Below are 20,256 nucleotides of genomic sequence, written 5' to 3'. Positions count from 1 at the left end.
CCCTACGCATATGCATTAGAACATAAGGGGGTGTGGGGGCTGCGCCCCCAGCCAGGGATTCCACCCCTGCACCCCGTCCTAACCTGAGTGAGTACTGCGATAAAAAGGTATAAGATCAATCCATGGGTAATTCACTACATTTTCTCCACATTTCACAGCGCGTACTCAGAGCGATAAATATTAGGAGAGATCCCCGTCAATCGCAAAAACTGAGCATTAAATTGATGCACCGTAGTGAACCCAATTTGAGCAGCAACTTCCTTAATAGACAGTTTTTTGTGAGCCAACAGTTGTTTAGCACGTTCGATCCGACAGCGCATTAAATACTGATACGGGGTTAAACCTGTGAGGTCGAGAAACAACAGGGTGAGTTCATAGGATGTGGTATTTAAGAGAGGAGCGATCGCCAACAGATCGGGATCACTGTGCAAATTAGCTTGCATATACTCGATCGCCTTCAACAACATCCGTTTAGACGGATGGGATGGTTTTGGAAATTCAGCAACATTTGCAGTTGTGTGATGTCGCAGGAGATGAAAGTAGAGTAGATGCAGGAGGGAATTGATATAAAACGGCTCAGTGGGATGAGCAGTTTTAATCTCATTTGCCATGGTAAAGACGAGATGTTCAATCACCCGATCTTTCAACTTCAGTTGAGGCACTAATTCTAGTTGTCGGGTGTCACCAGTTTGATAGAGAGCTTCTGCCAGCGTGCTCTGGTCAATGCTCAATACTAAAAATTCTGCCGGGTCTTCCCAAGCACACCAACGCTGAAACCCAGCAGGGCAGATAACCATGTCACCCCGATCTAAAATTGAGCACTCAGAGTCCGTTTCAATCCGCTGGTGTAGTTTAACCTGTTCGCTCAAGGTCACCGCAATAACGTGTTGCTGGGCATAATGTTCAGGTACTTCATGACCAGGATGGTTATAGTAATCCAATACAACCCCCGACCAATCGAGCGATCGGCTAGAGACACGAGGAGCACAAGGCAGCACTTGCTGCATTTCTACTGCATCGTGAATGTTGACATTGATAAGTTGTGAACTGGTTGTTTGCATCGTCTTATAGTTCTCGATATGCTTTTGGAGTAGTCCCCATTAACTTGCGAAAGTGTTTTGTAAAGTGAGTTTGGTTCGCAAACCCACACTCTAATGCCACATCTGTAATTGCTAAATGTCGTTGCTTTAATAACTGTTTTGCCTTATCAATCCGTTGTCTGAGGACATATTGATAAGGAGATATCCCCATAGATTGTTTGAACAGATGACAGAAATAGTACTGGCTCATGTGTAAATGCGAGGCGATCGCTTCTAGAGAAATCTCCTCACTCAAATGCTCATGGATGTAGGCGATCGCCTCGCGGAGTTTATATTTCGGTAGCCCACCTGAATAATCCGGTAGGGATGGGGTTCGAGTACAGTAGTGGCGTAATAGATGAGCCGCCAAAAAAGTTGTAGCAGATTCGAGATACAGATGACCTTTCGCCCCATTGCCATCCAACTCTGCTTTGAGGGCAAACCCAATATTAGAAATCACCGAATCGAGCTTAGCAAACTGAGGAATGAGTTCAACGCAATCGCTATCCACTGTTTCATGAGCGATTTGAGCTAGATAGGTTGGTTCGAGCAGTAATAAGGTAAACTCAACCTCCTGTTCCCAACTACTTTGATGCAAAATATCCGCTGGAATGACAATACAGCTTCCATGGCTCAAGGTTTCCTTCTGCTTTTTTCCGTCCATCACCCGATTCACCTGAACCTGGCTATCCGTCTCCTGATGAACCACCACAACATGTTGAGCAGTACTATTTTCTGGCATTGACCAGATCGGCTGCCGATGATATTGAATCAAAAGATGACTTCTACGAGCCTCGTTCATCAACAAAGGCAGACAAGGAAGGAGTTGTAGAACATCTGTTTGCTTCGCCAGATCAATGCTTAGAGGTTGTTCTAACATGTTTTTACTGCTCCCGATAGGCTCTCGGAGTAATACCTGTCAACTTACGAAAGTGTTTAGTGAAGTGAGTTTGATTTGCGAAGCCACACTCTAATGCCACATCAGTTAGCGTTAATTTTCGTCGTTTTAATAGTTGCTTTGCTTTATCAACACGTTGTCGTAAGACATATTGATAAGGCGATATTCCTAGTGATTGTTTGAACAAATGGGAGAAGTAATACTGGCTCATATTCAAATAAGCCGCGAGTGCCTCTAAGGAAATCTCCTCACTCAAATGCTCATGGATGTAGGCGATCGCCTGCCGCAGTTTGTACTTTGGTAACCCATCTGGATAGTCCTTTAGAAACTGAGTTCGAGTACAGTAATGCCGCAACAAATGAGCCGCCAAAAAAGTCGTAGCAGACTCAGCATAGAGCCGTCCCCAATGTCCCTCGGTTTCCAGTTCTGTCTTGAGAGCAGACCCAACACTGGCAATCACTGGATCCAATTTAGTGAACTGAGGGACAAGTTCGACGCGATCGCCATTCACAGTTTCATGGGCAATTTGAGCCAGATAGGTCGGCTCAAAAATCAATAGGGTAAATTCAACCTCTTGCCCCCATGCAGAGCGATGATGGGTATTGGCTGGAACAATGACAGAACTTTCATAGCTCACCAGTTCTTGCCGTCTGGTTTCATCCATCATCCGCTCGACCATGACGTCATTCTTCATCCAGTGAAGAGCGATCACATGCTGAGCAACACTATTCTCAGGCATTTCCCAGACGGGTTGCCGATGATGTTGAACTAAAACATGACTCCAGCCAACCTCATCACTGGTCAATAGTGGCGGACGAGGAAGCAGTTGCAGAATGTCGGCTTGTTGCGTGAGATCGAGTTTGACAGGTGACTGGTCTGGCATCATTCGGTGGCTCGGATTGATATGAAAGCTTATGTCAATCAGAACCAGAGATACCTTGGTTGCCGATGCTTCTTAAGTTTATAAATTTAATGATTTTTGACTTTGAGCAAGATTATAGGAGGTCATCGTCACGTTTGGCTCGTCTGATCTTGCGAAAAATCTGCCCATTTTTGCGTCATTGAGATCGGGTAGCGATCGCTCTTTGCAGGCATTTTAGGCAAAAATTTTCTTTTTCGAGGGAGATTTAGGAGATTTCAACGGCTTCAATACACGACTAAATGACTTTAACCCACGCCTTGGCAGCGAAGATGGCTGAAATACTGGTTGAAACAGCTTTGTAGCCAGGTCACAGAGGTACTCATAACAAAAATTCACACCCGGCATGACCCGAGTGTGAGGCAGTTTAGCGGAGACAAAAAACTGAAATTGGGCTGACAGTGGTTTTCAGACGAGTGCCACACAGCGAATGTTCGTATCAGATGATGCAAACAGTCGGCGTGGCATACACATCTGAATTAACCTAGCCTAATGGGTTCGGGCGTTGGAACGCTGGGGGGTTGTCCGTGTACCATCGTAAAGGCATACTCCACACCTGTACCATAAGCACCCGAATGTGCCTTCACGACATCGAGTGTAGGATAGTAGGTTTCCTTCCGTGCCCAGTCGCGCTGCCACTCCAGCAACACTTGCTGCCAGGTTACGGGGACAACTCCAGCCTGGATCATGCGCTGCATGGCCATGTCATGTGCAGTAATCGTGGTTCCGCCAGATGCATCTGCCACCGCATACACTTCATACCCATCACGAATCGCTTCGATCGCTGGGTAGCAAAGACACACCTCTGTCCACAGCGCAGCAATCACCAACTTTTTGCGACCGATTCGCTCCACTTCTGCCCGAAATCCTGGATCTTCCCAGGAGTTCATGCTGGTTCGCTCGATCGGGGCTTGGTCGGGGAACTGCTCTGTTATCTGCGGCACAATGTAGCCACTAAAGCTTTTGGTTTCAACCGAGGTCAGAATAACGGGTACATCAAACACCTTAGCGGCTTTTGCCAGACCAACTGCATTGTTGATCAGCAGTTGACGATCCATAGAAGCAACGCCAAACAGCATTTGTGGTTGATGATCGATCAACACTAATGTGCAGTTTTGAGGAGTCAATAAATCATGGATAGACATTTAGATACCTCCGGGAATTTTCGGTTGAACGAGACAGCAAACGAGTCGTGTAATTGCCAGGATTAGCGTTGATTTCAGCAACCCTCTCCCATAGCAACTCCCCAGATCAGGCTCCCCTGATCAAGTAAGTGCCGCTAAATTGCAGACCCTAGTCATAAAAGCTGAAATGAAAATCACTACACTCTATGAATATCGTCCAGGAGAGGCATCAGCATTCCTCTGAAAATAGTATTAGAGGTAAATTCAATTAATTCTTGTCTGTTACTGCGAAACTTGATTAATTCTTGCGAAACCTTGTAAGCCGTTTGATATGGGAAGATTGCATACTCTTTGAAAGGGAACGCAAGAATAGACCAAATTCACTAAGAACAGGCAAGATCTAAAAAATGTTTTAGCTTATTTTCAAGTTAGTTTGAGAAGTTTTACTTCATCAATAGTTCGATGAATCATGTTTACTTCTTCACCTGATGACTATGAAACTGAGCGGTTAAACGCCTTGCACGAATATGACATCTTAAATACAGCATCGGAGCCAGCATTTGAGGAGTTGGTATCCCTTGCTGCCTTGATTTATCAAGCACCGATCGCCCTTTTAAGCTTGATAGATGAGCAACGCCAATGGTTTAAGGCAAGAGTTGGACAGATGCCCGCTCAACTGCCGCGAGAAATGTCACTCTGCATCTATAGTGTTCAATACAATCAGGTTCTAGTCATTACGGATACCCAATTAGACGATCGCTTTTCAAGCCATCCATTAGTAATAGATGAGCCGCATATTCGGTTCTATGCATCGTCTCCGATGGTGACTCCTGATGGACACGCGATCGGAGCATTGTGTGTGATGGATTACCAACCCCGAACCATTGAGGTGTGGCAAGTTGACGCACTCAAGTTACTTAGTCAACAGGCGATGCGCCAGATTGAGATCCGGCTGCATTTATTAACCATGTCAGAAGCAATGTTTAACTGCACAAATATTTTCATGCACTAGTGTTGCGAACACAAAGTTCTGCAATGTAGGGGGTTTGGGGGCTTCGCCCCCAAGAAGAGGTTCCACCTCTTCACCCCTTTCAAAACTTATTTTTTGCTGTACTAGTACCCTGACTACACGATGGGCGATCGCCCGATACAACCATAACCCGATACAACCATAGCCCGATACAACCATAGCCCGATATAACCGTTGAATCATGTCAATGCGGGTTGAGTTCATCATGTACGGCAAGACGAACAGCAAACAACTGACTTCACTGTTATAGCAACTGTCGGGTATAGCAACTATCGAGACAGTTGAAACGAGGGATGCAGGGGCTTCGCCCCTAGTCAGGAATTCCACCCCTGCACCCCATCCTGGCCAAGCCTTCGGTTGCGATAAGACTTGATTTGCAAAGGAACCTCATATGCCACAGAAACCCCCTCCCAAGAATCTGGACTTTTTAAGCCGTCCGTTGATCCAAACGAGCCGACGCAGTTTTCTCAAATTAGCGGCGATCGCAACTAGCTCAGCCACTGTTACTGGGCTGATCAGCCATGCAGATTCTCTGGCAACTCCGGCAGAGCCGAGCACACGTTCAGCGATCCGAATGGGCGTCATTAGTCTTTCCTTTTACCAAGTTGTTGGTGGACTAATTCAAAACATTCTTGAAGCTCAGGGCTATGCTGTTGAGATTATCCAGGGTTCCCATGCTGAGATCTACCCTGTCCTGGGACAGGGTGAGTTAGATATGCTCGTTGCGGTGTGGCTCCCCACGGGACATGGTCCTCTCTTTGCTCAATATGGTGCAAGCACCATGGAATTGGGTAGCTTATACGACGATGCTCTGTTCTTTTGGGGTGTGCCTGATTACTTACCAGATGATGTTCGCTCGATCGCTGACCTGGCTCGCCCTGAAATTTCACCGCTCATGATCAAACAGATTCAAAGCATTGGTTCAGGAGCCGGAATTACTCGCCTGTCTCAAAGCGTGATGACCCGTTACAATTTGCAGGCTGCTGGATATCGCTTTCAGGCTGGAACAGAGCAGGAATGGATTGATGCTTATGAACGGGGGGTGTCGGCTGAACGGGGGGTAATCATTCCCCTCTGGCAACCACAATACCTGAACCGTGCTTATGCGATTCGTCGTCTAAATGACCCACTGGGCGTTTTTCCGAGTCCCGATCGCTGTTCTTTAGTGGTAACCAAAGATTTCCCCGATCGCTTTCCGTCGAGTCTGGTTGAAACCCTGCGACGAGTTCGACTGGATGTAGCTTCTGTCACCGAGATGGACTATCTAACCCAGATGGAAAACCTTTCTCCCCGTGAAGCAGCTACACGATGGATGACAGCCAACCCCGACAGAGTTCAATCCTGGTCAACCTGATCTCAGATACTCAAATTTCAGGTGAGTTGTCGATTGATCAATTGAGCAAACAGACCGGGTTGACTGGCGAGTTCGTCAAATCGTCCTTGCTGCACTACCTGCCCCGCTTCTAACACATAAATGCGATCGGCATGGCGAATCGTACTCAATCGATGGGCAACCACAACTCGCGTTACCTTCAATTTGTCGAGACTTTGACTCACGATCGCCTGAGTTTTGTTATCCAATGCACTGGTTGCCTCGTCAAGCAATAAAATGCGCGGTTTAAGTGCCAGTGCGCGAGCAATGACAAGCCGTTGCCGTTGTCCACCAGACAGGTTGGTGCCACCCTCGCTAATCACGGTGTGCATTTGCATCGGCATTGCCCGAATGTCATCTGCTAATCCACTATTTTCAGCCGCAGTCCAGGCTTCATCCAGCGTGATCAACGCACCACTAGCAATGTTCTCGAAGATGGAGCCTGAATTGATCCGACCGTTTTGTAACACAACTCCCAACTGACGACGTACGGCTGCCACATTTAAGCCAGCTAAATCCTGACCATCATAGTAAACCGTCCCAGAACTGGGCGATTCAAACCCTAGCAATAATCGCAAAATGGTTGACTTACCGGAACCCGACGGACCCACCAGTGCAATAAATTCTCCCGGTTGAGCCTGAATGCTCACCTCATTGAGAATGAATGCCCCCTCTGTGCGGTAGCGGAAGCTGACACGATCGACTCGAATACTGCCCGAAAGCGGCCCCGGATCAGCCTTATTCGCATCCGTTTCGGGTTCTGCGGTGAGAATGGGTCGCGATCGCTGCCATAGCGGAATCACATCCAACACTTCCGTCAATGTCAAACTCAGACTGGTCACTCCCCCGATAAACGTGCCAAATGCCACATTGAAGGCTAAAAAAGAGCCAACCGACAAACCAGATGTGACATCTGTTGCCGTGACAAGAGTACTGGCCAACCAGAAGATCAGGGCTGCGGTTAACGGTGGCAGGACGGTATTGAACACGGCAACCACATCCTCCAGATATTGCGTACTCAACATCAACCGCAGTTGTTGAGTATAGGTTTGTCCCCAGTAAGCAAACGCCCGTTCTTCTACACCTGCAATTCGGAGTTTAGGGATGCCATTGATCAGTTGAACGACAACTCCAAACAACTGACCTTCTAACTCCATTAATGTGCGGTTTTGCCGAACTAAGAATACTCCAGATAAAAGTGTAAATGCCACAATAACCACGGCAACGAGTAGTGCCAGTGTTGCGAGTTGAGTACTGTAATAGAACAGCAACCCTAAATTTAAGAGTGAAAATATGCCTGTAAAAATAGTTTGTAGGGTTGTTCCACTGAGCTTACGACGAATTGCACTGATACCAGACACCCTGGAGTTTAAATCTCCGATCGCATATTGACGAAAAAAAGAAGTTTTCAACGTTAACAACCGATCCCAAACAGCTGCCTGTAACGACGCATCCGACATCGTTTCAAGCCGCATAGAAGCGATCGCCTGAGCTAATTGAAAGCTGGCTCCTCCAAAGGCTGCTGCCAGCAACCCTAACACCATTTGCAGGAGTAACTCAACACTACCTGTCGGAATCACCTGATCAATTAAAACTGCCGTCAGTTGAGGTACTAACATCCCCAACACCGTCACTGCAACTCCTGTCCATACGATACGAAAGAGGTCTGAGGTACGACCTCTCAGAGCAAACTTCAGCAAATCGATCGCCTTTAGCACCCCATCCGGAAGGGGTTGATAAAACATATAAGCGATTGGATCCAGCGTAGCCGCGATCGCTTCATTCACCTTGAGTCTTGCGTAGGGCTGATCGATCGAACCGTTTTGCACTGGATCTAATAACTGATAACCATCCCCTGCAACGGGCAACAGAGCTACGGGATGTTTGGTCATTCGCCGATATGCCAAGATGGGTCCTGCGTCTTTTTGCCACCAGCGATCGCGCAACAACACTCGCCGTAACCGCAGATGCGAAGCACGGGCGATCGCCTCTAGTGGCTCTTTGACACGGTCAAGGTTTTCCGATTTCATCGGTGGCTCAATCTTAACCCCCAACGCCCTGCCAATCGCCCCCGCTGCAATTAATAGCGGGTCTTGGTCAATGATGGGTTCCTGTGGTTTCAGAACCGACACCAGATTGCGAATGGTGGTCTGTGCAATGTGTCGATTGAGTTGTTGTCGCGCCTGAAATCGCAAGCAAGCAGCTTCATCTTCTGCGATGAGCATCTGTTCAACCGACTGCAAACAGTGAATCTGCAACTGAGCCAATCCCTGTAACAGGCGATCGCTCACTGGTATGGCGGACTCTACAACTTCAGATATCGGTTGGATGAACAACTCCAGATGCTCCTCTGCCTCTAACCACAAATGGTCACTCAAAGGAAACTCAGAGCCGGAATTGAGCAGCAGGGTTTTATACCCCATCCAGCAGGCACTGCCCTGTTGAATCGCAACCCACACGCTGGGAAAACTTGTAGGCTGATAGACCTGTCCTTTGTCGAGCGAGAGATACTGAGTTTGAGGCAACAGCGTTGTGATTTGCGGGCGCGGCAAGCCACTAATCTGACCTAACTGCACCATCCAACGCTCCAACGCAGGCACCCAGGAGGGATGGAAAAAGCTCACTTCAACCAATTCCGTTGGCTCCAGTGCAACCGCCACCAACCCCAAACTCGTCTGGGATGGACAGTGCCCTGCACCCAACAAAACTCCCTCTGGTAGAACGCTGAAGAGGTAATGGCGATCGCCTTCTACCACACCGTCAGTTATGCGAACTGCAAACACCGCAAGGGAGCCAGACTGCACAACCCACAGCATCCCAGGATCTGTGAGCAGCAACAGTTCATTGCCTCTCATGGAGTGTAGACGAGTGTTTTGGGGCGATCGCTGCGCTTGTTCTACGTTCATCGCTGTGTGTTCCATATTAACTGGCATCACCTTCACTCTGAATCAACTGAGCGTAGTAACCAGCCTGTTTCCACAATTCATCATGGGTACCACGCTGCACAACCTTACCCCGCTCCAACACGACAATTTCATCGCAATCACGAATGGTACTGAGGCGATGTGCGACTATCAAACAGGTGCAGCCACGTTGTCGCAACCTTAGATCAATCAACCTTTCTGACTCCGTATCCAGAGCACTGGTGGCTTCATCCATAATCACAATGGAAGGATTGTTAACTAACGCTCTGGCAATTTCTAGTCGTTGTCGTTGTCCGCCGCTGAGGTTGCTAGCCCCCTCCAATAAAAGCGCATCGTACCCACCCGGAGCCGCAAGAATGACCTCTTCGATCGCCGCATCCTGGCAGGCTCGCCGTAAAGCTGCATCAGGCACAGTCGTATCCCACAGGGTCAAATTATCTCGCACTGTACCCGCAAACAACAAAATCTCTTGCTCAACGACAGCAATTGAATTCGTTAAAATCGATCGCGCAATGTTTTGTTTCTCAACGCCATCAAAATAAATTGTTCCAGACCAGGGTTCAAACAATCCGGCAATCACCTTTGCCAGGGTTGATTTTCCAGAACCACTCCCCCCTACCAAAGCGATACGCTGTCCGGGTTTCACAGACAGGTTAAAGTTCTCAATCAGCGGTGATTCCAGCGGATTATAGCCATAGGTAATATCTTTCAAATCGATATACCCCTGCAATCGATGAGTCGGAGTTTTAACCGGGGTAGCGTACTGAGTTGCCACTGGATCAGGTGCCTGGTCAATCAGTTGGGGATCAATCGCATTGCTCAAAACGTCATCCAGGCGTTGTAAATTGCCCTGCAAATCTTGCAACGTACTGCCAAAGCGTACTAGTCGATTCACAGGTTGCTGAAAGCTGACCGTCAACAATTGAAACGCCACCAGCATTCCGATACTGAGTCTGCCGTTGATCACCTGCCAACCACCGATCGCCAATAGACACAAAGCTGTCAGAGCCGACAATAGCGATGGCAAAATTCCCAGAGCCTTGCTGATGATGCCCAACTCTTGCTGAGCGTTAATGGCTTTGGTGTAATAACCTGCCCATCGGGCAAAAAAGTCTGACTCTAATCCAGATGCTTTCAGGGTTTCCATACTTTGCAATCCGGCGATCGCCACTCCAGAAGCCTTGCCATAATCCTGTGCCAGTCTCAAGTTGGCATCAATGCGCTGCCGCGCTACCCATTGCAACGTCAACACATTTATAGCCGAAAAGAAAATCACAATGAGTGTTAAAACAAGGTCGTACTGCAACATGGCGATCGCATAAAAGACCACCAACACAGCACTAATAATCGTTGTAGTGAGGCGACCCGACAACACATCAGCGACGGCATCGTTTAAGTTAACTCGACTGCTAATTTCTCCGGCGTACCGTTGAGCATAGAAATTAACGGGTAAGCACAGCACATGCCAGAGAAAGCGGCTAGACAGACTCACCGCTAGCTTAATTTTTAACCCACGCAGGTAACGAAGTTGGAGCAGGGTCAGTAACCCCTGAAGACCCACTGCTAACAGCACCCCCAAAAGAATGTAGGGAAGCCAGTCTTGTCTGCCATTGATTAAAACACTGTCGATAAAAACCTGACTAAAAACAGGCAACGCAAGATTGGGAATGACCAACAAAAAACCGGCAACGACGCAATAGAGCAGTGCACCAACAGAGCCTCTCAAGCGACTGACGAGAGCAGGAACAATTCCAGGCTTTTTACCGCCCCGTTGAAACTCTGCCCCTGGCTCTAGCACCAAAACGACACCCGTATACCCTTCATCAAATTCTGGGTCGGAGACGGTCATGGGGCCGGCAGCAGGATTGTTCAAATAGACGCGATCGCCCCTAAATCCATCCACCACCAAAAAATGGTTAAACTGCCAAAACACGATGAATGGAGGACGCAACTGCCGCAGACTCTCCAGACTCTTCTTAAATCCCTTGGCAACCAACCCATATTGTCGAGCCGCCTTCAAAATGTTGGCAGCGGTGACCCCATCACGAGAGACTCCACAGGCTTCTCGCAGTTCTGCCAGGGGCACATATCTGCCGTAGTAGCCCAAGATCATACTCAAAGACGCTGCTCCACACTCAACCGCTTCCATCTGCAAAACCGTCGGCGTTCTGACGCGCCCCTGCTGAGGTTGTGATGCCTGACGATGAAAGGGATTGATAAACATTATTGGGATGATTGGGATGTATCTAGAAACGGGAACGCAAAGGCGATCGGAGCTTTTTGAGCCAGGGTGATGCGTGCGGTCGTTGTCATACCGGGAGCCAGATTGGGGGGATGATTGCTGGCAGAAGACCAGCGGTAGCCGCTGCCGTCAGAGGGATCCCGTTCTAGCCGCACTAACACAGCGATCGCCTCCTGATCTAAGGAAGCTGCATCAACTTGACGAGCAGCATCCAGAGTCGTAACAGAGGAAAGCGAAACCGATTCTACTCGACCAACGAAGCGATTGGCTGACTCAGCACTCGTCCCATTCGGCACAAGCATAACTTCCATACCGGGTTGGATCTGTTCTCCGGTGTCCGGTTCAAAATAAGTCAGAGCCACTAACTCAGAAGCAGAATTTGAGGAATAAACCAGGATGCCGCGTCCTGTGACAGCGATCGGAATGCGCCCTAAAACACTCCAGAGCAATGCCAGAAACATCAGCGAACCGAGAGTTGCCAACGACAACCAACTTTTAGCATTAACAACTTGCATCAGTTGGTCTAACTGCTCTGGAGACGACAACCGCTCTAACGATTCCTGCCGAAAAATGCTGCGTGACTGATCACCCATTGTTCTTAAACTACTCCCAGACGTTTTAACATCCAGTTAAAGCGGGCTGCGCCCTGAGCGACTTGATACAGAGAATCAAAATTTAATTCATCATCGTATTCTGCACTTGCATCAATGTCATGATGAGAACTATAGAATTGCTGAGAACCGTTCAACCGCTCCACTACAGTCTGCCAGGTTTCTGCAAGCTGAATCGCCATAACTCGATAAAAGCGTGAGGCAAATCGCCAGTCCTGCTGAAGCTTCAGTGTGAGTTGCTGACGTGGGATCGATAGGACAAGTGATTCCTTCACCGCCTTCACCGTAATCGGCGTGGGGCGAAAATCCAGGAAGCTAATGGTTCCACTCATTTCACCTCTGGATAAATAATCAATCACTTTCTCAGAACTTGCGTTCGCTTGAGCACACTGAAAGCAATACGTCAGGGGGTTAAACTCTCCCTCTGAAACAGCCAACGACAATAGCCCATCCAGGATGATGTAAAGAGCATCTAAGGGTCTACCCGGTTGAATCAAAACTTGATTGGGCAACAGCTTTTCAAGATGCCCTACTGAAATAAGCCAATCAACATCACTATCTCGCATCTCTCCAAATACAACGATCGCCTCTTTGACAGGCTGGTTGCTACTCCCTCGAAACTGGTGCGGCATCTCCAGCATCCGTCGCAATCTTTCAGCCACTATCAGGGCGATCGCCCGATGCAAATGAGTACTAAAACAGCTATCCTCGTGTAACTTCTCAACAAGCTGTGATTGTGAGACGGTTAACACAATGGCATCCTCTGCAACTTTAACCGTGGCGGCGAGAGGGCGCAATTGGAAGAGTAATGTCTCTCCAACAATGTCCCCCTGTGTAAGCCGAATAATTTCTTGCGTCTGATCAGGTGAAGCCGTTAAATGATCCGTTGCACCCGGCTCAGGTAGATCGATACAAATCGATAAGCTGCCAGCAAGTAAGATATACAGCGCGTCCGATTCGGCTTCAGCTTGCAGAAGCACTGTTCCAGCCAACAATTCCTGGCGTTGACCCGTCGCCATTAGCCAATTGAGGTCAGCATTACTTAACTCTTTTAGTAAAACCTCTGCCATATCTTAATGCTTCAGCACAATCAGGGGTGGACACTTCCTGAGAAGCAATACCCACCCCTATGACAACTTAGTTGTAACCGCTATAACCCTATTTGGATGTAGGGTTAATTACATCACTTGTATCAACTGTAGGGTTGTTCAAATCGCTAGGATTTAAGTCTCCAGACGGTGGTCTGCTAGTTCCACCTGCAACACTGTTCAACTGTTGATCTGAAAGCTCTTCACTAGCAGGAATTTGTTGCTCTTCCTTTTTCTCAGCCATGGGATTGTCCTCTTGTTGAAGAATGTTTAACCGTATTACAGGAACAAAGGCAAGTTAAATTAGTCAAGTGAGGCAGGACGTAGAAAAGTATGTAAGACTTACGATCTACCTAGCATTGTTGACAATGTTAGAAATCTCGGTCTTCTCAAAAAGACTTCTACGATCCCACTGAATCAGCTCGTAGTACACTCTTTCTTCTGATCGCTGAACTTGCTCAGTTACATTGCAATATCAACTGCATGAAATAAGAACGGAGCATAACCATCTAAGCTTATCGTCTTAACACTTGGTAATCTAACTGTCTTACCTTTGTTCATAACAATAGATGGCTCATTTATTTTATTCTTGTCCAATATTGTCATTTCTGATAACTTCTTGCCATTGTTTTACACTTTATTTGTTTTACACTTTATTACTGAATACTTCCAACTTCTACTTTCTACAGCAATCTTCAATTGCAGAAACTGGTAGAGTGTAAGGTAAAAACTCTGGCAGTAGTTTAACTTCGTTCTAATACCAATTTGAATTGGCTTCGCTGCACATGATTCCGTAAGGGCGTTTCGCGAAACGCCCCTACCCAATGATCTGCCACAATCAAACATTAAATTCGGTATAACCTTAAACTTTGCGGTTTCATTGGCTTCATTAATGTCGCCCTAAAACCCAGATTTGCCCTGTTTCATAAAATTCTCCCCGTTGTTCGAGGGCAAAGCCTCCTAGCAGTAAAGCCAACCACAGTTGCACCAGGGGCATCTCCATAGCTTGTTGAATCTGCATCAAAGGAGCCACTTCCGTCTGTCGCTCATTCATCCAGGTTGCGATCGCCCCTATCCAGTTCGACACATCTTCATCATGGGCGATCGCCATTGCCTGATTAAACGCCTCAACTTCGGTCAATCCCGGATGCTCCTTCATCTGCTCATCGAGGGCTTGCAGTAGAGCAACTTGATCCAATTCGCCCACCACCGACCCAGTCGGGGCAACTTCACCACTACGCTCCGGAGGTTTTCGGGGTAGGCTCGCTAGCGGTTCGATAAACTGCTCAAAATCAACCTCCATCGTCTGCCTGACATAACGATCAAAGGCATCGTGAGGCATCACCGGACCTTCATCGCTGTTTGTCGCCTCCAACTCCTCAAATGCCAACATCGATCGCTCCTGAAAGAGAGCCACAATCTGGGCGATCGCCTCTGCCGCTACCTGTAACTGTCCGGGGACATCTAACTGCAACAAAGACTCATCCAGCACGTTGAGCAATTGCTGTAAATCCGCTTCATCAGGGGCGATCGTTGCCTCCTGCAACATCTCCCATAACGGTAACTCTAGTTGCTCAATCGGTTTCATCCCCTCACCTCATCCATGCAACGGGCAGGGTCGAATCGCACACAGACCTGGGTCAAGTTGCGTCTGGCTAGCAAATTTGCGGACGCCATAACGTTCCTCCAACACACCCAGCATCTTCCCCACATAAGTATGAACCTGACTGGGTACCATGCCTGCACAGTGAACAGGAGGTACGATCGCCACTTTTTCCTGTCCCTGCCAAATTTCTGCCCCAATGGCGTGAACTGGTGTATCCGATCCCGTCCGCCGATAGACAACTAGCACCCCAAACACCACCTGATTTAACGGTTCAAATTGAACTGGAATATGTTCTAGCTCTCCTTCCTTGCGTTTGCGACTGCGCGTCTGGTTGATGCGATCGCGGTGTCTGGCATAAGATCTGCGGCTATAGCAAACAGCCGGATTCCAACAATCATCGCCTTCTTTGCCGTGTAATGCCTGTGCCTGTTCAGCTGACAGCATTGAACATTTACGGCATTTCTCAGGAAGTGCTCGTTTTTTGGAGCTGTTTCCACCAGGAGTCGATTGTGATGTAGAGCGATTCCCCCGACGAGATATACGCTTCGATGCAGAATTTGACATTAGCTTCCACCCACTTCTAAATCAATACCACTTCCAATACCAATACCAATACCGGATCGCTCATAGGGTGCAGCCTGGTCATTACCCAGTAAGGAGTGATTCAAATCGGCAGCAGTGTAGGCCGCCCAGGCATGACTAAACCAATGCCAGAGACGATCAGCATTGAGGAGAGGTTGAAAATGGGCAAGCAACGCCATGGCGGTTCCTCGTCACTAAATACCAGTAACATCATGAAGCTATTTCACTCAATCTTCGGCTTGTACAGCCTGATATTGAGCCTGAAAGGGCTTCTAATCTAGTGTAAAGTCTGACTGAAACCATAAGCTGACCACCAGTGCAAGCATAAGCTTGCCACCATAATAGCTGAAAGCCTGATTATTACGTTTGGCAGGCATCGGAGTGGGTTCCATGATTGACACGACAAACTTGCCGGGTAGTCCTACTTTAGGAAAGGATGGGAACTAAGAGAGCGAGAGTGAGAGGGTATACGCATTGGCATTTCGCACTCTCTCACCATCCTTTCCTCCAGAGCACTACCACAAGGGTCTTGCCCTGATCTCAAGCATTTCCCTTTAACTGTGAAAGCATAGAGCTTCCGAGACGGCAAACTTATGGTTTCAGTGACCATAGTCTTTTGCCTGATCACAGAATCCGTACTTGTCTTAGAAGTTCTCTATCCCCAATACTGGTTCATTATTGGGGATAAGATTTTGAGAGATAAGCATAATTGCTTACTTAAAAAGGCTTCAAATCCATCCGTTTCGTTTTCCTTGTCTCACGCTTTAATTCAAAGGAGGGTGCTTACAATCCTCAAAACGTAGGATAGTTTCAGGAATACCCTAATCACTCTACCTAGCAGTCTTCTACATTCTTCAGCTCGAGAATGACTCGTTGGTAAGTGAGTATACCTGCCAAATTGCCATTGCCAACGATCGCTTCCCTCATACCGCTAGGCGTAATCCACTCGAATCTTAGGGTCGAGCATGTAAATAACGCCCAGTTGTGGCTAAACTGGCGTGTCCTAACGTGAGCTGAACTAAGTTAACAGGAGCACCTCGCTCCAAGGCATGAGAGGCACGGGCATGACGAAACCAGTGGGGAGAAATTCGTTCTACAATTCCAACTCGTTTGCAAGCGGCTCGAATGATGCAGCGAACACTATTTCGGTTGATCTTGCCACCCCGTCGAGTTTGAAATATGGGGTCGTTGATAGCCGCCTCTGCTCGGATGCTCTCTAACACTTGCAAAGTCTGGGCACTAAACACAACCACTCTGGTTTTGCCGCCCTTGCCAAATAACGTGACTTGCCCTCGTCCCTGTTCTACCCCTTGCAAATCTCGCCACCGCACGTCACACAATTAACTGACACGAGCACCGGTGGCATACAGTAGTCGCAATAAAGCGTGCTCCTGCAAAGTGGCAGTGGTACTGAGTAAGTCTAAAACTTGTCCTTCACTCAAGATGCGCTCGGCTAGGGTATCTTTTGCCCTCGGTGGCTTCAGTAATTGACCCACGTTAGCGGGTAATACTCTCAATTTGTACCCAAAATTGAGTAGCGATTTTAAGCTGTTGAGCCGTCGTTGTTGTGTTGAAACGGCGTATCCCCGATGAACTAAAGCTTTGGCAAAAACTTGCAGGTCGTTAAGTGTAACAAGTCTCAGTGCTTTTCGACCGATGATGTTGAAAAACAATGCTAAATCTCGACGGTAGGCATCCTGTGTATTCTTACTCTTGTCGTAGAGCCATAACTCTACGAGTTATTCGGCGACAATTACCTTAACCGGATCGAAAGCAATGACTTGACCGATTATCAGATCGCAATTCGACGTTAGATCGCAAGGACAATCTGCACTGAAGGTGGGGTCTGGTCAAACCGTAAAAAAGCACTAGAGAACTCCCAAGAGCTTAGAGGGAGACCTACCAGTGCCAGGTCAATATATTCAAACCTATCAGGTTCAAGTGTATATGCGAGCAAGAGAAGAAGGGTGCACGCAACAAGCATCAGCAGCGATCGCCGGGTTTAGTGAACGCAGTGGCAGACGGATAGAGAAGGGAGAGCATCAACCGAAGCACGGACAAGAGAGAGACTGGCGCACCCGCTCTGACCCGCTTGTCGGGGTCTGGGAGAGTGAGCTAGAACCGATGCTCAGGCGAGAGCCCCGCTTAGAGCCCACAACCTTGTACGAGTATCTCGTCAGCCAATATCCAGGGCAGTATGAGCAAACCTTGTGGACACTGCAACGACGGGTAGAAACCTGGAAAACCCTCTATGGTGACCCCAAAGATGTGATGTTCCAGTTGCGACATGACCCTGGAGAAATGGGATCGTCCGACTTCACCGAGTTGAAGGGGGTCGAGATTACGGTCACCGGCAAGCCGTTTAAACACATCCTCTCTCTCCACAACGCAATGCAATCAATTTAGCCTCTGACGCTCCATCACACACCCTTTGTCGAGTAGGTTTCTGAGTTCCAATGCCGCCTCTAACTCTTGCTCCACTAATCGTTACCGCAGATTTGCTACGATATTGCGATGGCAACTAAAGACGGTCGCGGTTTCCTCGTCGCTCCATCCTTATCCATTGACATCAATGTTTAACAGGATGTTGGAATGTTTGATTTTATAGGCTACCCCTTTGCCGTTTGAAACCAAATCTTTGAGAAACTCCCGTTCCTCCTCGCTTAATCGAACAACATATCGCTTTGGCATCAGAGGATTCCTAAAACAATAGGATGGGCTCTTACTAGTGTCTCAGGAACTCACAAAATAAAACGCTACGTAAGTTTTGGCCAAAGGGCAGAGGTTGAATTAACTAAGCTGAAGGGACCAAATGTCCAGAACTTGAAGGATTTTGACAAGCCATTTCTTGAAGACTTCATGATTTCAATTTCACGTTTCAAGTAGAACCTGTAGCTCTTCAAGCAGTTTCTCAAGCTTTTTTGTCTTTGCCGGATTACTCCAGAGCGCACGATTCTTTTTAGCCTGCTGAACAGTATGACTAAGGCGTTGTTGCAAATGCACAATCGTTGACGAATTTTGTGAGTCGTTACCGCTCTCCTTCTGTTTGATGGCTTGAACCTGTTGCTTAATTTCAGATACGCTGAGGGAGGTGTCGATTGCCTTCTGCAAAAGCTCCTGTCGGCGATCGCTATCCTTCACACTGGCGATGAGAATTCCTTTGGTATAGTGAACTTCACCCCGTCGAATCTTTTCCAAAATCTCTGGTGGTTTTTTCAAAAGTGGCAGACGAGTTGCAACAAAGGATTGCCAGGTAATTTTACCAAAGGCATCAAAAACTTGCTGAACATACTGAGCTTCCTCACTAACCAAAACGTTTTGGTTAGTTGTGCCTTTCGCTGCATTGTTCATTCGGTAAAGCAGGCTCACGGCTTCCTCAGTGCTATAGCCGAGTTGGATTTCGAGAAGTCGCAGAGTGTTATCAAGTTCTTCCAGAGCACTGAAGTCACGCCGATTTGCATTTTCTGAGATAGCCGCTTGAAAGGCTGTCCGATCGTCCCAATCAAATACTTTGCCCGGAACGGTTTTTAGCTCCAGTATGGTTGCTGCCTTGAAGCGACGTAAACCTGCAACTAGCTCAAATTTACCAGGGTAATAAGGGTGGGGACGTAGCCAAAGGGGTGAACGAATGCCATTGGGTTTAATGTCGTACAGCGCCCACTGTTGCAACTCCTCCGGGTCATAGTAGTGCCGCACAGGTTTGTTGTCAGGTACAAAGGTGAAGGAGCAAACAACTTTTTCGCAGGGAATCTGCTGTTCCTGAGTTTCCTGAATAAGTTGGGCAACCTTTTCGGGAGGTGCTTGCCCAAAAACAAAACTCAATTCTTCTCGTTGGGCGATCGCATCTGTCAGTTTCCGTCGTGCTGTCATGATTCGGCCTCAAATAACTTCAACGCTTCTACAAACAAGGAGTTAAAGGAATCTGCTGCTGATTTTGCTGAACTGCCCTTCATCCGAAATACAGTACTTGCCTGTCCAGGTGAGTCTTTAATGCACTGGCGATCAGGAAGCGCAGTCTGAAGCAATGGAAGGATACCGCTTTGAAGGGCTTCTTTGGCCTCTCGGAGGAGAATCGTATTTTCCTTGACAGCATTCAGGTAAAGGGCTGAAACGGGAAGTCCTCCCCGAATCTCCTTTGCCTGACGAACAAATTGAACAATTTTTCCAGTGCTTGCCAAATCAATCATCGAATCTCGACAGGGAATGAGCACCAGATTCGATCGAATCAAAACGGCTTTTGTTACCTCACTGGCATTACCCGGTCCATCAACGATTACTACGTCATGGTTCTCGGCAAGCTTAGGTAACTCGTCAAAGAGTGCTTCGGGGTCACTAATAACTTTGTGAGGGAGACTTAGTTCTTCTGACCAGCTTGAGGAGCTTTGCTGACCATCGGCGTCTACCAGGACAACTGAGAAACCTTTCTGAGTGAACCAGTCAACCGCATGAACTGCTCCAGTCGATTTTCCTGCACCACCTTTTTGATTAACAAAGGACAAGACTTTAGGCAACTTCGCAGGAGTTTCTCCCATTTTTGAAGTCTTTGATCTTGGCATGGGTTAAATAACCAAAATGAATGGTTTAATCTTAGCACTGAAATGATCGGCTGCAACCGTTAATTTAACCAAAATGTTTTGGTTAAATTGCTAGAAGTCCAGCTGGGGCATGATGTTTCCTTCCTGTGCGGTTAGCCTCAAGATGCATTGAATGTGCTGTAAGTCATGGTGAGTGCTATAGTACCGTCAAATTCAGGCGAATCTTCACAACAAATGGAAGACGCA

General features: G+C 47.7%; 19 protein-coding genes and 1 pseudogene. 3 read left to right on the top strand and 17 right to left on the bottom strand.

The features are described 5' to 3' along the window. Nucleotides 1-152: 152 nt before the first annotated feature. The 4 genes from H6G89_RS18745 to H6G89_RS18730 all read right to left on the bottom strand — a co-directional run bounded on the left by H6G89_RS18745 (nucleotide 153) and on the right by H6G89_RS18730 (nucleotide 4,041). The gene (locus H6G89_RS18745) at nucleotides 153-1,061 is read right to left on the bottom strand and encodes a helix-turn-helix domain-containing protein (protein WP_190509193.1); all 909 of its coding nucleotides are present in this window, start codon (nucleotides 1,059-1,061) and stop codon (nucleotides 153-155) included. A gap of 4 nt (nucleotides 1,062-1,065) precedes the next feature. Beyond that, nucleotides 1,066-1,959: a helix-turn-helix transcriptional regulator gene (locus H6G89_RS18740; RefSeq protein WP_190509191.1), complete on the bottom strand. Its 894-nt coding sequence runs from the start codon at nucleotides 1,957-1,959 to the stop codon at nucleotides 1,066-1,068. Nucleotides 1,960-1,963: 4 nt separating this feature from the next. Further along, nucleotides 1,964-2,863, bottom strand: coding sequence for an AraC family transcriptional regulator (locus H6G89_RS18735; RefSeq protein ID WP_190509189.1), 900 nt, complete (start codon nucleotides 2,861-2,863; stop codon nucleotides 1,964-1,966). A 512-nt stretch (nucleotides 2,864-3,375) separates the two neighbouring features. Next, on the bottom strand, nucleotides 3,376-4,041 hold the full coding sequence (locus tag H6G89_RS18730; RefSeq protein WP_190509187.1) for a hydrolase: 666 nt from the start codon (nucleotides 4,039-4,041) through the stop codon (nucleotides 3,376-3,378). Nucleotides 4,042-4,489: 448 nt separating this feature from the next. On the opposite strand from H6G89_RS18730, the gene H6G89_RS18725 reads away from it, so the two are divergent. After that, nucleotides 4,490-5,032, top strand: a complete 543-nt coding sequence (locus tag H6G89_RS18725; protein ID WP_190509185.1) for a GAF domain-containing protein — start codon at nucleotides 4,490-4,492, stop codon at nucleotides 5,030-5,032. Nucleotides 5,033-5,441: 409 nt separating this feature from the next. Next, nucleotides 5,442-6,404 carry a glycine betaine ABC transporter substrate-binding protein gene (locus tag H6G89_RS18720; RefSeq protein ID WP_190509424.1) on the top strand — a complete coding sequence of 321 codons (963 nt, stop codon included), beginning with the start codon at nucleotides 5,442-5,444 and terminating at the stop codon, nucleotides 6,402-6,404. A gap of 17 nt (nucleotides 6,405-6,421) precedes the next feature. Here the strand turns inward: H6G89_RS18720 and H6G89_RS18715 are convergent, their stop codons facing one another. The 10 genes and pseudogenes from H6G89_RS18715 to H6G89_RS18670 form a co-directional block, all read right to left on the bottom strand. Continuing rightward, on the bottom strand, nucleotides 6,422-9,355 hold the full coding sequence (locus H6G89_RS18715) for an NHLP bacteriocin export ABC transporter permease/ATPase subunit (RefSeq protein ID WP_242060010.1): 2,934 nt from the start codon (nucleotides 9,353-9,355) through the stop codon (nucleotides 6,422-6,424). Then, on the bottom strand, nucleotides 9,345-11,570 hold the full coding sequence (locus H6G89_RS18710; RefSeq protein ID WP_190509183.1) for an NHLP family bacteriocin export ABC transporter peptidase/permease/ATPase subunit: 2,226 nt from the start codon (nucleotides 11,568-11,570) through the stop codon (nucleotides 9,345-9,347). Before H6G89_RS18710 ends, H6G89_RS18715 begins: the two co-directional genes overlap by 11 nt. Continuing rightward, on the bottom strand, nucleotides 11,570-12,181 hold the full coding sequence (locus tag H6G89_RS18705) for a hypothetical protein (RefSeq protein ID WP_190509182.1): 612 nt from the start codon (nucleotides 12,179-12,181) through the stop codon (nucleotides 11,570-11,572). Before H6G89_RS18705 ends, H6G89_RS18710 begins: the two co-directional genes overlap by 1 nt. A gap of 5 nt (nucleotides 12,182-12,186) precedes the next feature. Then, nucleotides 12,187-13,269, bottom strand: a complete 1,083-nt coding sequence (locus H6G89_RS18700; protein ID WP_190509180.1) for a cyclic nucleotide-binding domain-containing protein — start codon at nucleotides 13,267-13,269, stop codon at nucleotides 12,187-12,189. Nucleotides 13,270-13,357: 88 nt separating this feature from the next. Further along, nucleotides 13,358-13,531, bottom strand: coding sequence for a hypothetical protein (locus H6G89_RS18695; RefSeq protein ID WP_190509178.1), 174 nt, complete (start codon nucleotides 13,529-13,531; stop codon nucleotides 13,358-13,360). A gap of 645 nt (nucleotides 13,532-14,176) precedes the next feature. Further along, complete coding sequence (locus H6G89_RS18690) at nucleotides 14,177-14,875, bottom strand: hypothetical protein (protein WP_190509176.1); 699 nt, start codon at nucleotides 14,873-14,875, stop codon at nucleotides 14,177-14,179. 9 nt (nucleotides 14,876-14,884) lie between these two features. Beyond that, nucleotides 14,885-15,337 (bottom strand): hypothetical protein, encoded by a 453-nt coding sequence (locus tag H6G89_RS18685; RefSeq protein ID WP_190509174.1) that lies wholly within the window; start codon nucleotides 15,335-15,337, stop codon nucleotides 14,885-14,887. A 119-nt stretch (nucleotides 15,338-15,456) separates the two neighbouring features. Further along, nucleotides 15,457-15,654 (bottom strand): hypothetical protein, encoded by a 198-nt coding sequence (locus tag H6G89_RS18680; protein WP_190509173.1) that lies wholly within the window; start codon nucleotides 15,652-15,654, stop codon nucleotides 15,457-15,459. Between the two features lie 774 nt (nucleotides 15,655-16,428). Beyond that, complete coding sequence (locus H6G89_RS18675; RefSeq protein ID WP_190509171.1) at nucleotides 16,429-16,806, bottom strand: tyrosine-type recombinase/integrase; 378 nt, start codon at nucleotides 16,804-16,806, stop codon at nucleotides 16,429-16,431. A 9-nt stretch (nucleotides 16,807-16,815) separates the two neighbouring features. Then, nucleotides 16,816-17,184: pseudogene (locus tag H6G89_RS18670) on the bottom strand (site-specific integrase); the annotation flags it as partial. Nucleotides 17,185-17,380: 196 nt separating this feature from the next. Between H6G89_RS18670 and H6G89_RS18665 the strand changes: the two are divergent. After that, nucleotides 17,381-17,881, top strand: coding sequence for a hypothetical protein (locus H6G89_RS18665; RefSeq protein ID WP_190509168.1), 501 nt, complete (start codon nucleotides 17,381-17,383; stop codon nucleotides 17,879-17,881). 150 nt (nucleotides 17,882-18,031) lie between these two features. On the opposite strand, the gene H6G89_RS35765 is transcribed toward H6G89_RS18665, so the two are convergent. The 3 genes from H6G89_RS35765 to H6G89_RS18655 form a co-directional block, all read right to left on the bottom strand. Then, entirely contained in the window at nucleotides 18,032-18,166 is a 135-nt protein-coding gene (locus H6G89_RS35765; RefSeq protein ID WP_255519449.1) for a hypothetical protein, read from the bottom strand. 180 nt (nucleotides 18,167-18,346) lie between these two features. Then, a complete protein-coding gene (locus H6G89_RS18660; protein ID WP_190509166.1) occupies nucleotides 18,347-19,345 on the bottom strand; it encodes a ParB/RepB/Spo0J family partition protein in 999 nt (332 codons plus the stop codon). Then, on the bottom strand, nucleotides 19,342-20,007 hold the full coding sequence (locus H6G89_RS18655; RefSeq protein WP_190509164.1) for a ParA family protein: 666 nt from the start codon (nucleotides 20,005-20,007) through the stop codon (nucleotides 19,342-19,344). Before H6G89_RS18655 ends, H6G89_RS18660 begins: the two co-directional genes overlap by 4 nt. Nucleotides 20,008-20,256: the final 249 nt, after the last annotated feature.

It is taken from the genome of Oscillatoria sp. FACHB-1407, from assembly GCF_014697545.1.
In the GTDB taxonomy this organism is placed as follows: Bacteria; Cyanobacteriota; Cyanobacteriia; order Elainellales; family Elainellaceae; genus FACHB-1407.
Note: the sequence above shows the minus strand (reverse complement) of the source record. Positions and strands in the feature narration are given on the sequence as shown.